The organism is Ruegeria sp. AK4 (assembly GCF_056541025.1).
In genome coordinates this window covers 207,794-226,361 of the sequence record NZ_JBQFXS010000004.1, presented here as the reverse complement: position 1 = coordinate 226,361, position 18,568 = coordinate 207,794, and the positions used below count along the sequence as shown (strand labels likewise).

Annotated in this window: 17 protein-coding genes; 11 read left to right on the top strand and 6 right to left on the bottom strand. The window is 55.8% G+C overall.

Annotated elements, in window-relative coordinates; all coding sequences use genetic code 11:
- Positions 1-28: 28 nt before the first annotated feature.
- Both ACR0EZ_RS10100 and ACR0EZ_RS10095 read left to right on the top strand, forming a co-directional pair.
- Positions 29-973: a substrate-binding domain-containing protein gene (locus tag ACR0EZ_RS10100; RefSeq protein ID WP_480612621.1), complete on the top strand. Its 945-nt coding sequence runs from the start codon at positions 29-31 to the stop codon at positions 971-973.
- Positions 974-2,110: 1,137 nt separating this feature from the next.
- Complete coding sequence (locus tag ACR0EZ_RS10095; protein WP_480612620.1) at positions 2,111-2,479, top strand: response regulator; 369 nt, start codon at positions 2,111-2,113, stop codon at positions 2,477-2,479.
- A gap of 11 nt (positions 2,480-2,490) precedes the next feature.
- On the opposite strand, the gene ACR0EZ_RS10090 is transcribed toward ACR0EZ_RS10095, so the two are convergent.
- The 4 genes from ACR0EZ_RS10090 to ACR0EZ_RS10075 all read right to left on the bottom strand — a co-directional run bounded on the left by ACR0EZ_RS10090 (position 2,491) and on the right by ACR0EZ_RS10075 (position 8,675).
- Positions 2,491-4,092, bottom strand: a complete 1,602-nt coding sequence (locus tag ACR0EZ_RS10090; protein WP_480612619.1) for an adenylate/guanylate cyclase domain-containing protein — start codon at positions 4,090-4,092, stop codon at positions 2,491-2,493.
- Between the two features lie 3 nt (positions 4,093-4,095).
- A complete protein-coding gene (locus ACR0EZ_RS10085; protein WP_480612618.1) occupies positions 4,096-6,696 on the bottom strand; it encodes a response regulator in 2,601 nt (866 codons plus the stop codon).
- 247 nt (positions 6,697-6,943) lie between these two features.
- Positions 6,944-8,140 carry a tetratricopeptide repeat protein gene (locus tag ACR0EZ_RS10080; protein WP_480612617.1) on the bottom strand — a complete coding sequence of 399 codons (1,197 nt, stop codon included), beginning with the start codon at positions 8,138-8,140 and terminating at the stop codon, positions 6,944-6,946.
- Positions 8,103-8,675: an adenylate/guanylate cyclase domain-containing protein gene (locus ACR0EZ_RS10075; RefSeq protein ID WP_480612616.1), complete on the bottom strand. Its 573-nt coding sequence runs from the start codon at positions 8,673-8,675 to the stop codon at positions 8,103-8,105. Before ACR0EZ_RS10075 ends, ACR0EZ_RS10080 begins: the two co-directional genes overlap by 38 nt.
- 213 nt (positions 8,676-8,888) lie before the next feature.
- On the opposite strand from ACR0EZ_RS10075, the gene ACR0EZ_RS10070 reads away from it, so the two are divergent.
- Positions 8,889-9,965, top strand: coding sequence for a DUF2652 domain-containing protein (locus ACR0EZ_RS10070; protein WP_480612615.1), 1,077 nt, complete (start codon positions 8,889-8,891; stop codon positions 9,963-9,965).
- Between the two features lie 98 nt (positions 9,966-10,063).
- Here the strand turns inward: ACR0EZ_RS10070 and ACR0EZ_RS10065 are convergent, their stop codons facing one another.
- Together ACR0EZ_RS10065 and ACR0EZ_RS10060 are read right to left on the bottom strand one after the other, a co-directional pair.
- A complete protein-coding gene (locus ACR0EZ_RS10065; protein WP_480612614.1) occupies positions 10,064-10,426 on the bottom strand; it encodes a YybH family protein in 363 nt (120 codons plus the stop codon).
- A 72-nt stretch (positions 10,427-10,498) separates the two neighbouring features.
- Positions 10,499-10,939 carry a MerR family transcriptional regulator gene (locus tag ACR0EZ_RS10060; protein ID WP_480612613.1) on the bottom strand — a complete coding sequence of 147 codons (441 nt, stop codon included), beginning with the start codon at positions 10,937-10,939 and terminating at the stop codon, positions 10,499-10,501.
- Between the two features lie 99 nt (positions 10,940-11,038).
- Here ACR0EZ_RS10060 and ACR0EZ_RS10055 point away from each other — a divergent pair, with 99 nt between their 5' ends.
- From ACR0EZ_RS10055 to ACR0EZ_RS10020, 8 genes are all read left to right on the top strand, one after another.
- On the top strand, positions 11,039-11,362 hold the full coding sequence (locus ACR0EZ_RS10055; RefSeq protein ID WP_480612612.1) for a hypothetical protein: 324 nt from the start codon (positions 11,039-11,041) through the stop codon (positions 11,360-11,362).
- A 4-nt stretch (positions 11,363-11,366) separates the two neighbouring features.
- A complete protein-coding gene (locus tag ACR0EZ_RS10050; protein WP_480612611.1) occupies positions 11,367-11,585 on the top strand; it encodes a GDCCVxC domain-containing (seleno)protein in 219 nt (72 codons plus the stop codon).
- A 340-nt stretch (positions 11,586-11,925) separates the two neighbouring features.
- A complete protein-coding gene (locus ACR0EZ_RS10045; protein WP_480612610.1) occupies positions 11,926-13,014 on the top strand; it encodes a DUF2652 domain-containing protein in 1,089 nt (362 codons plus the stop codon).
- A gap of 395 nt (positions 13,015-13,409) precedes the next feature.
- Positions 13,410-14,291 carry a LysR substrate-binding domain-containing protein gene (locus ACR0EZ_RS10040; RefSeq protein ID WP_480612609.1) on the top strand — a complete coding sequence of 294 codons (882 nt, stop codon included), beginning with the start codon at positions 13,410-13,412 and terminating at the stop codon, positions 14,289-14,291.
- 126 nt (positions 14,292-14,417) lie between these two features.
- Complete coding sequence (locus ACR0EZ_RS10035; RefSeq protein WP_480612608.1) at positions 14,418-14,795, top strand: hypothetical protein; 378 nt, start codon at positions 14,418-14,420, stop codon at positions 14,793-14,795.
- On the top strand, positions 14,795-15,847 hold the full coding sequence (locus ACR0EZ_RS10030; protein ID WP_480612607.1) for an alpha/beta fold hydrolase: 1,053 nt from the start codon (positions 14,795-14,797) through the stop codon (positions 15,845-15,847). The genes ACR0EZ_RS10035 and ACR0EZ_RS10030 overlap by 1 nt, the downstream gene beginning before the upstream one ends.
- Positions 15,848-16,495: 648 nt before the next feature.
- Positions 16,496-17,803: a site-specific DNA-methyltransferase gene (locus tag ACR0EZ_RS10025; protein WP_480612606.1), complete on the top strand. Its 1,308-nt coding sequence runs from the start codon at positions 16,496-16,498 to the stop codon at positions 17,801-17,803.
- A complete protein-coding gene (locus ACR0EZ_RS10020; RefSeq protein WP_480612605.1) occupies positions 17,800-18,531 on the top strand; it encodes a DUF5681 domain-containing protein in 732 nt (243 codons plus the stop codon). Before ACR0EZ_RS10025 ends, ACR0EZ_RS10020 begins: the two co-directional genes overlap by 4 nt.
- The last annotated feature ends 37 nt before the right edge of the window (positions 18,532-18,568 follow it).

The following is an 18,568-nucleotide window of genomic DNA, read 5'->3' as shown; positions in this document are numbered from 1 at the left end:
ATAACGACCAACTTTGGAGGAGAAGAACATGTTTACACGTCGTTTCATTCTGGGGGCGCTGAGTGCCGCGACCCTGGCCGCCCCGGCCTCGATGGCTGCAGCGGAAGAGATTTACATCCCGCTGGTGTCCAAGGGCTTCCAGCATCAGTTCTGGCAGGCCGTCAAGTCGGGCGCGGAACAGGCCGCGGACGAGTTCAACGTCATCATCACCTTTGAAGGACCGGACAATGAAACCATGGTCGACCGCCAGATCGACATGCTGGCCGCCGCCCTGGCCAATAACCCCAAGGCCATCGGCTTTGCCGCGCTGGACAGCCAGGCCGCGATCCCGTTGCTGAAACAAGCCGACGAAAAGGGGATACCGGTCATTGCCTTCGACAGCGGTGTGGACAGCGACATCCCGGTCTCGACAGCTACGACTGACAATCTTGCCGCAGCCGGATTGGCCGCCGACAAGATGGCAGAAAAGATCGGTGGCAAAGGCAAGGTTGCCGTGGTTGCCCATGACCAGACCAGCCGCACGGGCATCGACCGCCGCGACGGGTTCGTCAACCGCATCGCCGAAAAGTACCCGGATATCGAGGTCGTAACCGTTCAGTACGGCCAGGGCGACCACCTGAAATCGACCGAGGTGACCAAAGCGATCCTGACCGCGAACCCGGACCTGAACGGCATCTTCGGCACCAACGAAGGCTCGGCCATCGGCGTGGTGAACGGGGTACAGGAACTGGGCACCGAAGGCCTGGTCATCATTGGCTATGACAGCGGCAAGGCTCAGAAAGACGCGATCAAGAGCGGCCTGATGGCAGGTGCCATCACCCAGAACCCGGTTGGTATCGGATATGAGACAGTAAAAGCCGCGGTTTCGGCCATGAAAGGCGAAGAGGTCCCCGCGCTGATCGACACCGGCTTCTACTACTACGATGCCTCGAATATCGACGATCCCAAAATCTCGGCCGTCCTGTACGACTAAGACCTGACCACTCACGGAAACTGGCCCGCCTATTGGCGGGCCTTTTTTGTTGGGGCTTATGCCGCTGCCTGTCGCCGTTTTTGGGGTGACTTCAGACTGGTGTCTCGGAGATTGGCGGGTGGATGTTGAAAGGTTGATCCGAGCGCTCAGCCGTTTGGGTTGAGTTCGGAATGGCCGAAGCGTCAATCATGTTCGCAGGCTTGGATCGCGCAACAAGCGCCCGATCTGCCAACGATGAGAGGGCGATTCCAGACGTTTTGGGAGATTGCGCCAGAAGTTCTGCATGTTGATCGCCTGGGGTGATTTGGTACCTCAAAGCCATGCGGAAGGCACTGAGAAAGCCTGATTTTTAGCAATCTACTTCAATGTGCTATGATTGCTGTCTGGGGTGGTAGGATACCACGCTAAGTCATTGATATATATTGTTAATACATGTAAAATGGAGAGGGCATGGGGTCAAGTTCGAATTCTTGTATTCCGGTTTGTATCCGCAACAGAAAAATTGTCTTAGTAACTTGGCCAGTGTTGCAAACAGGGTGAGTGCTGGCGGTTTCTTAGACCAAACAGATGGGCCTGTCCTCTGCTAGCTCAGGCCGCCTACTATCCCAAAACTCCAGGCGACGGACATACTGGGTCGCCTCCGATTACGCGGCCCTTGGGGCGCAAACGACGAATTCCTCCTCGCCGTCACCGCTCAGAACCTCCGTAAAGTGGCCAAGATCTTTCCTGCACGGCAGCAACCACAAAAAGCCTGCGCAGGTACTCACGCTTGGTTCGCCGCCCCTCGTTCTGCGACAGAAATGCGTCGTTTTTCAACAGAATCGAGCGGGAAACTGACGTTCTCCGCAGGCGCAAATACGAGGGTCTTTTTGTCGCTGAGCGGTCATTTAACCTCCCAGCAGTTCACAAAGCGAACCGCCGCTCAACAAAATAATACGGATCATACTCATCATTGGCAAAAGGGGGTGGGTCGACCTAAGTCGGCCAAATACTCATTGCGTGGTATATAATTGATGAAAGAATGCGCCGACCAGTAGGTTCGCACGATCCGGTGGCAGAGCACGGCTTTCGAGCATAAGTTTCGAAGCTTCTTGAGCCAATCGGTGTTCATAATGCGCGGAAGCGCAAGGGGGAGTTTTGACGAAAGTTCTGTTGGTGGAAGACAATGAAATGAACAGCGATATGCTGTCGCGCCGGTTGGAACGCAAAGGGTTTCATGTTGTCGTCGCGAAGGACGGGCTGGAAGGCGTGTCCATGGCTGGTGAAGAAAGTCCCGACATCATTTTGATGGATATGAGCCTGCCCGAAATTGACGGGTGGGAAGCGACACGGCGTATCAAGGCAGCGCCCGGGACGGCGTCGATCCCGGTGGTGGCCCTGACCGCGCACGCGATGGCCAGTGATCGGGAAAAGGCGCTGGAAGCAGGTTGCGACGACTTCGATACCAAACCGGTCGAGCTGAGCCGTTTGCTGGAAAAGATGGGGAAACTTTTGCCCGCGACCTGAGGAAGAACCGCTCAATCCGCGGCCGTTTTGTGTCGGGTGACATAATAGGTTCTGACCCGACCCTTGCCTTTCACCCTTGTTTCGACAGGTTCAGAGATGTCAAAGCGATGTTCGACCTGTCTGGCGGTGGCCTCGGACACCTGCACCCGGCCCGGCGCACCGGTTGATTCAAGACGGCTGGCAAAATTAACGGTGTCCCCCCAGACATCGTAAAGGAAACGGTGCGATCCGATGATGCCAGCAACCACTGGCCCGGTATGCACGCCGACCCTGATATGCATCGGGTGGTCTGTTTCAAGGTTCAGCGCCTCGACCTGATCGAGCATCCGAAGCGCCATCTCGACCATCACCTCGGCATGATCTTCACGACCGTCCGGCACCCCGGCGGCAACCATATACGCATCGCCAATCGTCTTTATCTTTTCAACGCCAAGTTCCGTCGCCGTTTTGTCGAACCCCGAGAAAATCCGGTTCAGGTAGGACACCACCTGTGCCGGGGCCAGCCTGGCCGACATCTCGGTAAAGCCGACGATATCGGAAAAGAGCACGGTGACGTCGTTGTGGCGGTCGGCGATTGTGGCCTCGCCGTCGTTAAGGCGCGTCACGATCTGTTGCGGCAGAATGCTGAGCAGAAGGTCTTTGTACTTCTGCTTTTCCGCTTCCATCATCTCAAGGTACTGGCGTTCGCGCTTTCGCCAGCGGTTTTTTTCAAGCGCCGCGCTGATCCGGGCTTGCAACAGGATCGGGTTGAAGGGTTTGGGCAGGTAATCCTCGGCACCGGCCTCAATGCAGCGCGCAACGCTTTCGATCTCATCCAGGGCTGAAATCATAATGACGGGGATATCATGAAGGGTGTCATCCTGTTTCAGACGGGCCAGCACGTCGAAGCCGTTGATATCCGGCATCATCAGATCGAGCAGAACCAGGTCGAACGGCTGGCGGGACATCTTGTCCAGAGCGGAATAGCCGCCATCGGCAGTCCAGACGCGATGCCCGTCCCGCTTTAACCGGCGGGCCAGCAAGTCCCGGTTGGCCTCGGCATCATCGACGACAAGGATGTCGCCGGTTGATCCGGATGTATCGGCGATTGAAGGCAGGGGCTGCATGCTCTGGACCAGATTTGCAAACATCGCGACCGTCTCGCGCGGTGTGTCAGATATTTTGAGGCCATCACCAGACAAAACCGAGAGCGTGTCGATACGTTGCAGCAAGGTGCAGGTGTGGTCCAATAGCCCCAGCAAGTCCGGCTGCAGATGTTCTGCGTTCAGGTCCTCCAGATCCTCCAGCATCATCTCGCTGTAGCCTTTGATCGCATTCATCGGGGTACGCAGGTCGTGACGCAGCCGCTTCACGCCCTCATCGCCGCTGACCGTCAGCTTAATCGCCATCTCGGGGTGCAGAAGCTGATCCACCAAGGCGCTCAGCTCCGTCGTCGCCTGAGAAATCCGATCCAGATCCGAAGTGACTTCATCCAGATTCAGCCGCCTGGATTCGCTTTGAAGCAACTCGCAAAACCCGACAATGGCGCTGACCGGAGAGATGAGGTTTTGCCGCAAATTGGCCAGCCACACCGCCTGTGCGTTTTGTGCTTCGTTTTTGGGGCTGTCATTCACAACTTATGTGTCCCTTGCAGGGGCAGGCCGGTGTTTGACCAGAATGTCGTTCAACTGGTTAAGGATGGTTTCAATTTCATCCCCGTCCTTGCTGATCAGCGTCTCGACCGAACCGCTCAGCCGCGCGCGGTCATCGTTTGACAGGGTCTTCGCGGTGACAACGATGACGGGTATGTTCTTCCAGTCCGGGTTCTTCCTCATCCCCGCCAGAAATTCAAAACCGTCCATCTCGGGCATCATCAAATCCAGCAAAATGACGTCCGGAACGGATGCAGAAAGATGTTGAAGGGCGTCCAGCCCGTTGACGGCCTGCTCGATCTGCCAGCCTTCCTTGCCCAGAACCCGGCAGATCATTTCGCGGGTTGCAGCCTCGTCTTCCACGACAAGGGCGCGGGGTGCCGGCCGGGGCGGACAATGCTCTTTCAGCGCGTTCAGCAGTGCGACCGTGTCGATGGGCTTGCCCAGATACTCGCTGGCACCCAGCGACAACCCGCGCGTGCGGTCCTCTGCGAATGTCAGCATGATCACCGGGATGTCTGTCAGATCAGGGTCGTCTTTCAGCTTGGACAACACCGCCCAGCCGTCGATCTCGGGCATGAACACGTCCAGCGTGATGGCGTCAGGCCTGAATTTGCGCGCCAATTCCAAGGCTTCGCCACCCTTGGTCGAGGCAAGAACGCGGTAACCTTCCCTGCGCAGCCGCCGTCCCAAAAGGTCATGTACCGTCGGGTCGTCATCGACCAGCAGAACCAATGGCGCGTCTGAATCGCCACCTTGATCGTCCTCCGAATACCCTTTTCCCCGCAGCAGGTCTGTGGACGGATCTCTGCAGATACTCGGAAGACGAATGGTGAAGGTTGACCCCTGGCCGAGCGTGCTGGCGCAGTGAATGCTGCCGCCCAGCTGTTCGCAGAAGACCTTGGTGATCGACAGCCCCAGACCGGTACCCCCATAGTTGCGGGTGGTAGAGGAATCCGCCTGAGTGAATGCGTCGAACACCCTGTCGACTTGCCCGGGCGACATGCCGATGCCCTGATCGGCGACCGAAAATTCAAGCTGATCCTGTTCCTTGGATCGCAGAACGGACAGCGTGATTGTCGCGTTTTCAGTGAACTTGCAGGCGTTGGACAACAGGTTGAGCAGTGCCTGCCTCACCTTGGTCAGATCGCAGACCATATCCCCGATGTTCTCGGCACACACAATCTCAAGCGTGTTGCTGTTCTTTTCCGCCAGCGGTCGCACCGTCGTTCCGACGTCGTTGATCATCTGAAAAACGTCGAAAGGTTCCAGATTGAATTCCATCTTGCCGGCTTCGATCTTGGACAGGTCCAGAATGTCATTGATCAGCGCAAGCAGGTGTTTCCCGGCAGATTGAATTTTCCTGAGATCGCTCAGGTTAGCCTCGTCATTCTGGTCGATGGATTCCTCGAGCATCAGTTCGCTGTATCCAATGATCGCATTCAGCGGCGTGCGCAGCTCGTGACTCATGTTGGCGAGGAACGTGCTTTTGGTTTTGTTGGCGGTTTCTGCGATATCCTTCGCTACGCGCAGTTCGCTTTCAACTTGCTTCTGGGTGGTAATATCGCGGCCGTAGATATTCGCGTAACCGCCTTCCGGAACCGGCCACAGCAACAGGGCATAGATCAGACCACCGGCCTCATATTCGAAATCCTGCCGTTGATCTTCGCGCAAACCCTTGGCGACACGTTTGCGCCAACCTGTTCCCACACGGTCGCCGACCTTCAGCTGCAGCGCTTTGATCAAGGGCGCGCTTGCCCTGTTGGCATAGACAAGTTTGCCCTGACCGGTGATGCGCAAAACCGGGTTGGGATTCTCTTCGGGAATACGCGCCAATTCGCGCATCCGCATTTCCGCCTGCTTTAGCTGCGTGACGTCCCGCCCGTAGAGGTTGACGTGCCGGGCGTCCGGCACCGGCCAGAGCAGTAATGCGTAGACCATGCCATCGGCGTGACATTCAAAGTCCTGCCGCTTGTCTTCCTGCAATCCCTTCCTGACACGGGCCAGCCAGTCCTCGGTGACATCCGCCCCGACTTTCAGACCCAGGGCATCAAGCATGGGATCGCTGGCCTTATTCGCAAAGAGCAGCTTTCCGTCACTGCTGATACACATCACCGGATTGGGGTTTTCCTCGGGGATCTGGGCAAGCTCGGCGTTGCGGGCTTCGACCTTCTTCAGTTCGGTGACATCGCTGTAGATCGCAACGGTTCCGTTGTCACCGGTCTTGCGCTCGCTGATCTTGATCCACCCGCCGGATGTCCGGCTTTGCATCTGGGTGCCGTGGGGGTTTTCGTGGCGTTTCAGCCGTTGCGCCAACCATTCTTCTTCTCGTCCGATCGCATCTGCAATCACGTTCAGCGACAGCGCTTTGCGAACGACCTGTTCGAACGTCATCCCCGGTTTCACCAGATCTTCGTGCCCCGGATACAGCATCTTCCGATACGTCTCGTTCGCCAGAACCAAACGATCATCGGAATCATAAAGGGCAAAGCCTTCCGGGATTGTGTTTATGGCATCGACGATCCGGTCCAGCGCCCGGTTTGGTCCAACCGGCTTTGACACAGGGTGATCGTCGGATTGGTTCATTCTGCGCTCTCCATCTGACGAGACCGGCACGTCGGTAAGTCACTGTTTTCAGTTGAATTGAAATGCGGGACCAAAACAAGGCTGTTTCGGCCCGTCTGCATGTGCCTTTGGATTGATGTTGATAGAGCCGCCATTCACCCGGGTCCCGTGAGGCCATTGGAAATCGCCTGACGGCGGGCCGGGTCGTTCCTTCTGCTGCGCACCGCAGCCCGGCGATAACCATGGGATCGGCAGGATTGGGCCGTGTTCACCGGTTCAAACCCGCTGCGCGCAAACCCTGTTGATAGAACTCGTGATCCTCCGGTCGCGCGAAAGGATGTGTGCGTTCTGCCAGCTGGAGCGAGGCGCCGGGGTCCAGACGCTTTAGGTCAAGAACAGCCTGCCGCGCCTCATCCAGCTTGCCGCAAAGGGCATTGTTCACGGCAAGATCAAGATAAGAGCTGCCGCGGTTCGGCTGGGCCCGGATTGACGCCTCGGCCCACGCGATGGCTTCTTCGTGCCGGCCTGCCACAAACCCGCAGAGTGAGCGAATGGAGTACCACAAAGCCATCAAAGGATCGCGCGGGCTGAGCCTGATCGCGGCCATGATATTATCGAGCGCTTCCTTGCCGTCGCCCAGATACACCTGAGCTCTGGCAAGCAAAGCATAGGCATGGGGGTCGTTGGGGTTGAGGTCAGTGGCCTCCCGCAACTTTCTTACGGCGTCCTGATGATGGCCTGAAAACAAATCTGCCGCACCAAGTAGGGCCATGGCATACGCGTCGCGGTCGTTCATCGAAACCGCCCGCTGCGCCAGCCTCACCGCCTCGGCCTTGGAAGCGTCAGGATCAACACTCCAGCCGTTCACGCATTGCATCAGATGCGTAAATGACAAATCCGCCAGCCCGAATGAGCTTTGCGGGTCCAACTCGACGGCTTTCATGAGCAGGTTCTGGGCTTCGGCTACGTCTGCTTTAGTGAACTGCGAGATATGCCAATGGGCGCGCGCGGACAATTCCCAGGCATCCATCCGGGGGATCACCTTGCGCCTTGCGCGTTGCATTTCAGCAGTCAGGTATTCAGGTGCAACAGCGCCCACAATTTTCTGCGTGATCTCGTCCTGCAGATCGAAGATGTCTTCAATCACGCCGTCAAATCGATCGGTCCAGACATTGTAGTTTGCAATCGCGTCGATCAGTTGCACCGAGACGCGTACCCTGTTGCCGACCCTTCGAACGCTGCCCTCAAGTACGTACTGCACGCCCAGATCGCGGGCGATTTGCTCTGTCCCGATGGCGCGGCCCTGGTAGGAAAAGCTGGTATTTCGAGAGATCACGAAGAACCAGTGAAACCGGGACAGCGCGGAAATGACCTCTTCGGCGATACCTTCGGCAAAAAAGGTCTGATCCGCGTCGTCGGATAAATTGTCAAAGGCCAGAACCGCAATCGAAGGCCGTTCCGGCACCGCAAAAAAGGTAGCTCTGGATGGCTGATGCGGACATTCCCCAACCATAGGCGACCAAAGGCTCTGCGATGTTTTTGAGTTTCTGGGAACCCAGACAGGTGAAGTGATCCGAAAGCCTGGCATCAAGGCTGCGCCGCGCGGTCTCTGAAATCACCAGTGAACCTGGCTCAGCCAGATTCTGAAGGCGAGCGGCCACGTTGACGCCGTCGCCATAGACGTCTTCATCGGCAAAACTCACATCGCCGCTGTGCAATCCCATTCTCAAGGTGATCCGCGGATCATCGGTCAGTGCGTTTTGGACAGCCATCGCGCACTCGATACCATTGACCACGCTGGGAAATTCAACCAGCCAGCCGTCCCCCATGCTTTTTATCACCCTGCCGCGATGCGCACCAATTGCCGGAGTAAGAATGTCGTTCCGAAAACGGCGCAGCGCGGTCAATGTGGCAGCTTCATCCTCCCCCATGAGTTTGGAATAGTTTGCCACATCCGCAGCCAGAATAGCGGTCAGCCGTCGTTCAGAGGCGTTCGACATGGATGCAGCATAGCCCACGGCAGGCGAATGGGAAACTTCAGTAGCTTTGGGTAAAACGTTAATGCCTCCGCTCCAATTTCGGCTGTGAACGCCAAGGGTTCGATGACAGCGGCTGAAGATCGGAACCACTTCGCGCAACCGACCGTTTTTGTTGTTTAAGTATGTTTTCATCTATGGTGAGCGCACGCGATCTTTGGACCGGGGGACTGCCAAATGACAACGCACACAGGTTACCTGCTGATTGCCGACATTACCGGCTACACTCAGTTTCTGACATCTTCGGAAATGGATCATGCCAATCCCATTCTGCAATCCCTTCTGAGCGTTCTGCTTGAGCAGGTCGGAGACCCGCTGCACTTCTGGAAAACCGAAGGCGATGCCGTTCTGGCCTATTCGACACGACAGGATTTCCCGTCAGGAGAGACATTTCTGACCATTTGCGAAAATCTCTACAACGCGTTCACCCTCAGACGGCAGGATATAATCGCCAACACGACATGTCCGTGCCGGGCATGCGCCAATGTCGGCGGTCTGGACCTCAAGATCATCGCCCATCACGGTCAGTTCGATGAAATTCAACTGGGGCCAACCAAAGACATCTCTGGCGCTGATGTCATTCTTGTTCACCGATTGACCAAGACGGAAGTTGCCGAGCGCACCGGCATTCACAGCTACGCCTTGTTTAGCGAAGCGGCGGAAGAAGCCATGGATATCAGCGATATAATGGAGCCGTTTTCCCAGGAAATAGAACATTTTGGTGAAGTCGGAATGAAGGTCTACAATCTGGCCAAATCATGGGAAAAGATGCGCGCTGATCGCCCGCGCGATTTTCTCGAAGAAGAAGAAGGCGTGTGGACCCTGCGCTACCATTTCGATGCGCCCATGTGCCTCGTGTGGGAGGCCCTCGTCGTTCCTGAACACAAGCTGAAATGGATGAACAGTGTCAGCGACATCAAGATGGAGAACCCTTTGGGACGTCTTGGCCCGGGGTCAGGCTATCATTGCGCGCATGCAATGGCCCAGTTCTTTTATCGGGTCACGGATTGGGAACCCTTTGAGTACTTCTCGACCCGCATCCTGGACCCTGCGCGCCCCGATATCAGCTTTCCCGAGACTTATCATCTGACAGAAACAGATACAGGCACCGAACTGCGCTACACAATGGGTATGGCAACGGATGCAGATGGCATGCGTTCGGAAATTTCCGAGCAGGAATGTTCCGCGTTTTTGGCGGAATTCTGGGCGGTGTCTTTTGCGGATATGAATAAGCAACTCAGCCAGTCCAAATAGCACCGTGCGGCTTGAAGTCGGGCGACAGGTCTGTCTGGCCCACGAAGTGGATTACGGCACGAAACAGCGGATTTGACCGTTGGACCATTCCCCAAACTTCAGGCGTCGAAGTTCCAGATGTCGCGCTGAACCTTCCAACCGTCGTCGCCTTTTCGGAAGTACAGAACATACTTTCCTGTAAGTTCCTGCCCTCCCATAGAACCCGTCAGGGTTCCAGTGGTAACGGCGCAATCTCCGCCGACATGGGCGTCGGTCAGATTGGCCACAACATCGCTCAGGCCACCATCAATGGCTGCCTGCCAATACTGCCGAATGGCTGCGTGACCCGTCATGATCGGCGCTCCCGGCGGCATGGCCGCACCATCTTCAGCATAGGGTGCCGTCGCCCGACTTGCGTCCTTTGCATTGATCCCTGCGATGATTGCCGCGTCGAGTGCTTTTACAGTATCAATATCCGACATTGTTTACACCCGAGTTTTTGCTGGTGCCGTCAGGTTATCACAGGAGTTCGGGTTGATGTTCGTCTCTGGTGTTCAACCTCGGGCGCCGCATCGCCGCAAGTCGGAACCGAGGCCTTTGAGGCTATCTGTTGTCCTCAGTTGAGAGAGCATTGGGCAGGATATGTTTCCGCTATCGCAGTTAGCAGTAAGTTCATTCAACGCCGCTTCCAGAACTGCCAACTCCTTGATTTTACGGCGCACATTGGAGACATGACGCTCTGCCATCTCCTTCACGGTTTGGCAGTCTGCACTGCTGCCTTCTGACAGGTCGAGCAGCGTCTTCGCGTCTGCAAGTGGGAATCCTAAATCCCGGCACTTTCTCAAAAAACGCAACCTTCCAACATCACGTTGTGAGTAGAGACGGCGATTGTTGGAGGCGCGCTCGGGTTTTGGCACAACTCCTTCGCGTTCATAATAGCGGATGGTTTCAATGCCGACTCCACTTTGCCGGGAAGCCTCTCCAATCGCAATCATATGAAATTGTCCTGCTTGATCCTGTAGTGGCTACAGAATTTATACACCGCTTGGGTCATCACTGCAAAGCCATGCCGTGAAGACCAGTGGAGAAAAAGGATGCAGAAATACCTTGGCCTCAGTTATTTAGGATCGGTTTCAGCGCTTGGCGTGGCGACCTGCTGTGTTCTACCCATGGCCATGATGTTGCTCGGGTTGGGTGGCAGTTGGCTGGCAATATTCGGGAAAATTGCGGCAGCAAGTTTTTATGTACTGACAATATCGACTGCGCTGGTCGCGTTGTCTTGGTCGGTATCGCATCGACGCGGATCAATTGGGCGGCTGAAATGGTGGCTTGCCGGAAGCACAGCTATGATCGGGCTAGCATGGGTCATCGTGTTCAATGAGGCTCGGATCAACGATTATCTGATTATGCAGATGTGAGACTATGACAAAACAAACCGTGGTGCTTGAAAGCACATTGACGTGTCCCAAATGCGGACATGCCGAGACAGAGGAAATGCCGACAAACGCCTGCCAGTGGTTCTATAAGTGCAACGCGTGCGAGACAATATTGAAGCCACTCGAGGGCGACTGCTGCGTATACTGCTCCTATGCCACCGTTCCGTGCCCGCCAATTCAGATGGGCGATAGTTGTTGCGGTTGAGTTAAAGGGCAGGTTTGTTGCGCGATGTGTGAGTTCATCAGCTGCAAAATCTCGCACCGGCGGCGAATGTCCGAATAGAGGGCTGCACTTGCAAAAATCTATTGGCGCGTTCACTGACAAATATGGGCCACTATTGATTGCCCTTTCATCAGCGATGACCCAGATGCTGCGCCGTCTCGGACGGCAGGTGCGAGCCAGAAGAAGATGATAAAACATCAACAACTAATGCCGATGTGGCGCCATTTCCGGGCATTCAGTTCCTGTTCCTGAGCTACGTTGCTCGGAACAAATTCGTTGTCTACCATATGTATTGACGCACGAAATTGGGATCTTTGTGACTATGTCTATTCAGTCAGGCTATCTGCTCATCGCCGATATCACCGGTTACACTGGATACTTGACCCGGTCAGAGTTGGAACACGCCAACCCGATCATCCATTCTTTGCTGGAGGCAATTGTGATGGAATTGAAGGACCCAATGAAGTTGCGGGGCCTCGAGGGTGACGCCGTTTTCGCGTATTCGAGTGGGCCATTCCCTTCTGGCGAAACTTTCCTCAATATTTGTGAAAGCCTTTATCGGGCGTTCGCCGAACGCCGTCGGAACATTGTGCAAAACACGACTTGCCCCTGCAACGCGTGTCGCAACGTAGCCGATCTCGATCTAAAGATCCTTGCGCATCACGGAAAATTTGAAGAACTGTCGATCGGACCGATGAAGGATATTTCCGGTGCTGACGTCATACTCGTGCATCGTATGGCGAAGACCGATGTGAAGGAGGATACTGGTATCCTCAGCTACGCACTGTTCTCGGAAGACGCGTTCCGGGCAATGGGCATTGAATCTGACCTCATGCAGTATAGCGCTCAATTCGAGCACTTTGGCGATGTGCCGATGCGGGTCTACGACCTTGCTGCGGCCTGGCAACGATACCGGGAAGTCGCCGGACCCGTCCGCATTACCGACGAGGATGCCGTGTTCACAACCCGGCACACACTAAACGCGCCACCGGTAGTGGTTTGGGAAATGCTCACAGATCCGCGGCTCAAGTTGCGCTGGATGATGTTGAAAGACGCCTATCGGGAAGGGGATGCATCGCGCACTTCGGCCGGCGTTCGTTTGCACTGCATTCATGAAGCCGCTCACTTTCAGATGCTGATCGTCGACTGGCATCCATTCGATTATGTGACGGATATTCTACACAATTCGTCTATTGAGGGTCTCACTAATTTGGAGACCTATGAGTTAGTCCCTGTAGCTGAAGGCACCGAGATCGTGTTTCGAATGGGGCGGCTTACTGATGCCGAGGGAATACATCATCCCGAGGAGGAAGCAGCGGTGATCGAATTATTCGAGAATTTTTATCCAGTGGCTTTCGGTATTCTCGACGAGATGGCATTGGAGGCTCGTCAAAAGAGTCAGGAACAGTAAAGTTGGGTATTTAGGGGCGACACCGCCGCTAAATGGGCTGAGGGTGTGAGCGATACATCGAAGAAGGTGGGACCTTTACGATCGGGGTTGTTCGCTTCAAGCCAGAATGGGCTTGGAGTCATTTAGATGGCCGCAATGGCTTTCAAGCGAACCTCGCGGTAATGTGCAGCCACTTCCGCTTTGTTAGGCAGACCGTGATTTCGAGTTGCGTTCGGCTTTGCTCCTGCGGCGAATGGCGGCAATGCGGGCTGCGGCCGCAGCATTGCGACCTGCCGCTGGATGTCGGCAATGGGCCGTAGGCGATGGCAGCTAAGTACCGCATGGGCTTGCGGACTTGACCATAACGCGCTGTACTGCTTTGTGGTACTCTCCCCGAGATATGCGAGGCAAACTGTTTGCGCTCAAGCCCGAACCTTCCTCCGCTTCTATCGCTTCGTGCTTTTTCAGCCGTTGCGAGGCTCTTGAGTTTTCGAAAGGCCGCGGATGAATTGCTGATATCGCAAAGTACGGTCAGCCATCACATTCGGCAGCTTGAAACGATACTCGGAACGCCGCTTTTCGCACGGCATGCCCGCAGCATCTCGTTAACTCCTAAAGGGGAGCGTTATCTCGTAGAAATCAATGCCGCATTCCGTACGATCGCGGATGCGACCGCAGAACTTCGGGCCGAAGCTGGGCGGGAGACGCTTCGCGTCACGGCGCTGCCGTCCTTCTGTTCAATGTGGCTCATGTCGCGTCTTGCCTCATTTTCGGATGTGCATCCAGGGATTGACATTGAACTGGACCCGACACTCGAGATTGTCAGCTTTGCGCGCGACGAGGCTGATCTGGGCGTGAGGTTTGGAACCGGCCCTTGGAAGGGCGTGGATGCCCGGCTGCTGCATGTCGAAAAGATTGCCCCCGTTGCACATTCCGAGCAAACCTTCACGCTCACGGACCTGTCTGACGAACAACTTCTCATGAGCCGCAAGGAGCAGGAATGGCAGTCTTGGGCGGAGTCGCGGGGAATTGATATTGCGGGCGTGAAACGGATGCCGCTCAACGACTACAATGTGGTGATCCAGGCCGCAATCGATGGCGGAGGGGTGGCAATCGGTCGTCAGTTACTCGTTGAAACACTCGTGCGTGAAGGTCGCCTCACTTGGCTCGCTGAACCCGAGACAGTAGACGAAGACCTCGGCTATTGGCTGGTAAGCGCTGAAGGACGACCTTTCACCCGAGCAATGTCGCTATTCGCTGACTGGCTAACCGAGGCTCTCGCGGAAACCGGTTTTTGAGACCCATCACTTTTTGAGACCCATCACTAAGCGATCTAAAAAATAGATCACTCGTGCGCTTCCTTCGAATTGGTAGGGCTTCGAGCGCCAAATTAAATTCCTCCTTGTAACTGAAAGGAGGACACCATGACAAAAACGCGACCCGATAACCGCCAAGCGCATGGCCAAAACGACCTGTTTTCAAATTTCGTCTTTCGCGGGCCTGTCGCAGAAAAGTCTGGTACGCCTGTAAAACTCGGCCTGCTTCAACGCCCTGTCGTTGCGGGCTTCCACGCATTGACAACTCGTAAGACGCGACAGGCACTGGAAGGTCTCGAACGCTTTCGTTTGTGCGACATCGGCTTGGAATCGAGCGATATTGATCGCGCTGTACGAGATGCCGCTGACCAGGCGTCCGAAGCATTCGCGCGCCGGTTACACGGTCGCTGGCGTATCGCCGCTCAAAGCTCTGGAAGCCTCAACGCAGATAGCGAATGCCTTATGTGCGCCGGAAGGGGGCAGTGATGAGTATACGCGACCCTTCCGCTTACAAGAACCAGGTCACACGCCGCACAATGCTGCAATTGACCGTGGCGGGCGCGTTCAGCGCGGGCCTTCGACCATCCACGAGCTTTGGAGAACCCAACATGACCCACCCGACACCTGCAGTACCGGCCAATGCCACATTTGGCGGCACTTGGCCTTTTCCCGCACGCTACACCGACGCGCCCGGTTACGCCGCCCACTACGTTGATATCGGCGAGGGGCCCGAGACTCTGCTTCTGCTGCATGGCGAGCCCACCTGGAGCTATCTTTTCCGGCACCAGATCGCCACGTGGTCGCGCCATCATCGGGTCGTCGCGGTTGACCATATGGGTTTTGGCAAGAGCGCAACCCCAGGCGACCGGACCTATTGGCTGCAGGATCATATCGACAATTTGGAGGCGGTCGCTCTTGCCCTCGACCTGCGCGACGTGACCCTTGTGATGCATGACTTTGGCGGACCGGCGGGTATGGGCTTCGCAATCCGCCATCCGGACCGGATAAAGCGGATTGTCTCCGGCAACGGACCAACGCCGTTCGGTCAGGCCGATCTCGTTGACCGGCTGGTTGCGAATGCTGGCGAAGCCCCCTGGTTTCAGTGGATCCTGAAAGCGCAAGATGACGGCACTCTGGAACCGCTTCTGGGCCAGCTTGATTACACGATCCTGTCCACAATGAAGTTAAACGGTTTCGAAGACGCCTCAATCGTCACGGATGTTTGGCTCAACGCCTATCGGGCGCCATTCCCAACACCGGCAGAAGCTGCCGGCGCGATTGGATGGGCCAAGGGGTTTGCGACCGGGGCGCATAAGTTTGAAGTACCGGACGCGGCGGCCCGACTGGCGATCAGTGCGAAACCAGCACTCGCGATCTGGGGGGAAGAAGACCGGACGCTGAATGCAAAGCACTTTCTTCCACTGTTCAAGGCGGTGTTTCCGAACGGTAGAATTCAGCGCCTGCCGGGGGCCGGCCATTACAGCCCTGAAGACGCACCGCGTGAAGTGACGGATCACGTGCTCTCTTTCATCGGCTAGGGGCCGACGCGAGCGCGACGCCTGGGTCGAAATCCGATCTTGGAGCGGCGAGCGTGTATCCCGCATTGTATCCCAACTTCGGAGGCATGGGATACATGTCGACTTGAAGGGGCGGAATTCCCCTTATTTTGTTGCTCTTTCGGAGAATGGTGGCTGTGCAGCCAGTCTCGAGCTATCCAGTCTCGCGCAGAAATCCCTGTTTACAGGGTATTTACAGGGAAATTTCATGATTTTGGCCTGATTTGAGCCGGATTTGTAGCTCTGAGCCCTGGTAAAAGACGTTAATTCAAAGCGTTACAACTGATTTCCCTGTTCTTGAAGAACAGGGAATTCCATTCCCCTGATCAAGGAATTTTGCCTCAACAAAACAGGGAAACCTCCTGGCCTTCAGGGATCTTCTCGGGAAAGGTTTTTCAGGGCGACAAAGGCTGTCTGGATTCTTGCTCTTCGAAACAACCGATTCAAACAACTCTTGGGTGTTGCGGAAGCAGATTGTTCATGTTATGTTCTTATTGGGTGATTCCAACCTGCAGAAGGGACGACTGTGCGCGCACGGCCGTCCTTTTTGCTTTTCTGGCGGGTGCTCCGCCAGGCGGCCGGCGTGTCTGGTCGTGTGAATAACTGTGCAGGAATAGAGGAAGAAAGAAGATGGCAAGAGACAAAATAGAGCAAATCGCGATCCGCGATCTCAAACCCTGGGCCCGCAATGCCCGGACACATTCGAAGAAGCAGGTTGGTCAGATTGCCGACAGCATTGAGAGGTTTGGCTTCACCAACCCAGTGCTGATCGATGAACACAGAGTGATCCTGGCCGGGCATGGTCGTGTTGAAGCCGCCCAGACGTTGGGTCTTCGCGAGGTTCCGTGTTTGCGGCTTGATCACATGACGGATCAGGAAAAACGCGCCTATGTGCTGGCGGACAACAAGCTGGCCCTTAATGCCGGTTGGGATGAGGATCTGCTTGCTGCAGAACTCGGTGCGCTTATGTCCGATGATCTGGACTTCGATATCGGGCTGACCGGATTTTCGATCCCCGAGATCGACGGTCTGATGGAAGCTGTCGCGCCGGAAGAGCCTGGCAATCCGGAAGACGAAGCAGTTCCTGAAGAAGCGCCAGCGCGCGTGCGTCCAGGGGACATCTGGCAGCTCGGTCGTCACCGGTTGGTCTGCGGTGACGCGTTGGACGGCGTAGTCATTGACGCTCTTATGGATGATGCAGAGGCCAAGATGGTCTTTACGGATCCACCTTACAATGTTCCGATCGACGGACATGTCGGCAATTCCGGCAAAACACAGCATCGAGAATTTGCGATGGCCGCAGGTGAGATGTCGACGCGAGAGTTCACGCAATTCCTCACGGACGCCTTCCGCAACTTAGCAGATCGCAGTGTTGATGGGTCTATCCATTTTGTCTGTATGGACTGGCGCCACATGGGTGAGATGATCGAGGCGGGGCAGCGGGTTTATAACGAGCTCAAGAACCTGATTGTCTGGGTCAAGGACAACGGAGGAATGGGCACCTTCTACCGATCTCGCCATGAACTGATCTTCGTCTTCAAGAACGGCTCGGGCACTCATACCAATACATTCGAGCTGGGGCAGCATGGTCGGTACCGCACAAATGTTTGGGAGTATCGCGGGGTTAATACGATGCGGGCAGGGCGCATGGAGGAACTGGCTCTGCATCCCACCGTTAAGCCGGTTCAAATGATCGCGGATGCCATCCGGGATGTATCAGGACGCGGTGACATCGTCCTATACGTGTTTGGCGGTTCAGGTTCCACTTTGATTGCCGCAGAGAAAACGGGTCGCCGCGCCTATCTGTGCGAGTTCGACGAAGTTTATTGTGATCGCATCCTGGCGCGTTGGGAAGTCTATGCCAAGGATGACGCACAACAAATTCTCTGTGGGTGGGTCCCGCCCTCGAATGCTCCGTCACTGGAGGCCGCAGAATGAAGCAGGTAACTCAAAAACTGCCAGCGGTCCGTCCTGATGCAGATTATGAAGTTGGCTATGCAAAGCCACCAAAGGCAACTCGGTTCAAACCGGGCCAGTCCGGCAATCCCAGGGGCCGTCCGAAGGGGGCCAAGAACAAGCGTCCCGGACTTCATGAAAAGCGGATGAAGGATATTATTCTTGATGAGGCCTATCGTGATATCACCGTGCGGGATGGTCATCGCGATGTGACCATCCCAATGGTGCAGGCCGTCATGCGGTCTTTGGCGGTTAATGCAGCGAAGGGACAGCATCGCGCTCAACGATTGTTCTCTCAACTCCTGGCCGAGGTGGAAAGCTCCCGGAAGCTTTTGCACGATGAGCATCTGGACAAGGCGCTCACCTACAAGATCGAGTGGGAAAAGGAGTTACGCCGGAGAGCGGAAATGGGTGTAACTGGTCAACCGGAGCCTGTTCCGCATCCGGATCACATCAAAATCGACTTCAGAACCGGAGTAGTCCGTATAGTTGGCCCGATGACCCGGGAAGAGAAGGAAGAGCTCGATTATTGGCGCAGCAGGCTTCCTGAAATAAAGGCGTCTATCAATGAGCTGCGCCAAGCATTGATCGACGAAACTGATCCGGACGAAATTGCCGACCTGGAGGCCAGTATCAGGACCGGTGAGGATCTCTGTGAACAAATCGAAACCGCCCTCAGCGTGGTCGACGGGGCGGGGCTGCGCAGATGAATGGTGGGGGCGAACACTATGCTGTTCAGAGATCAAA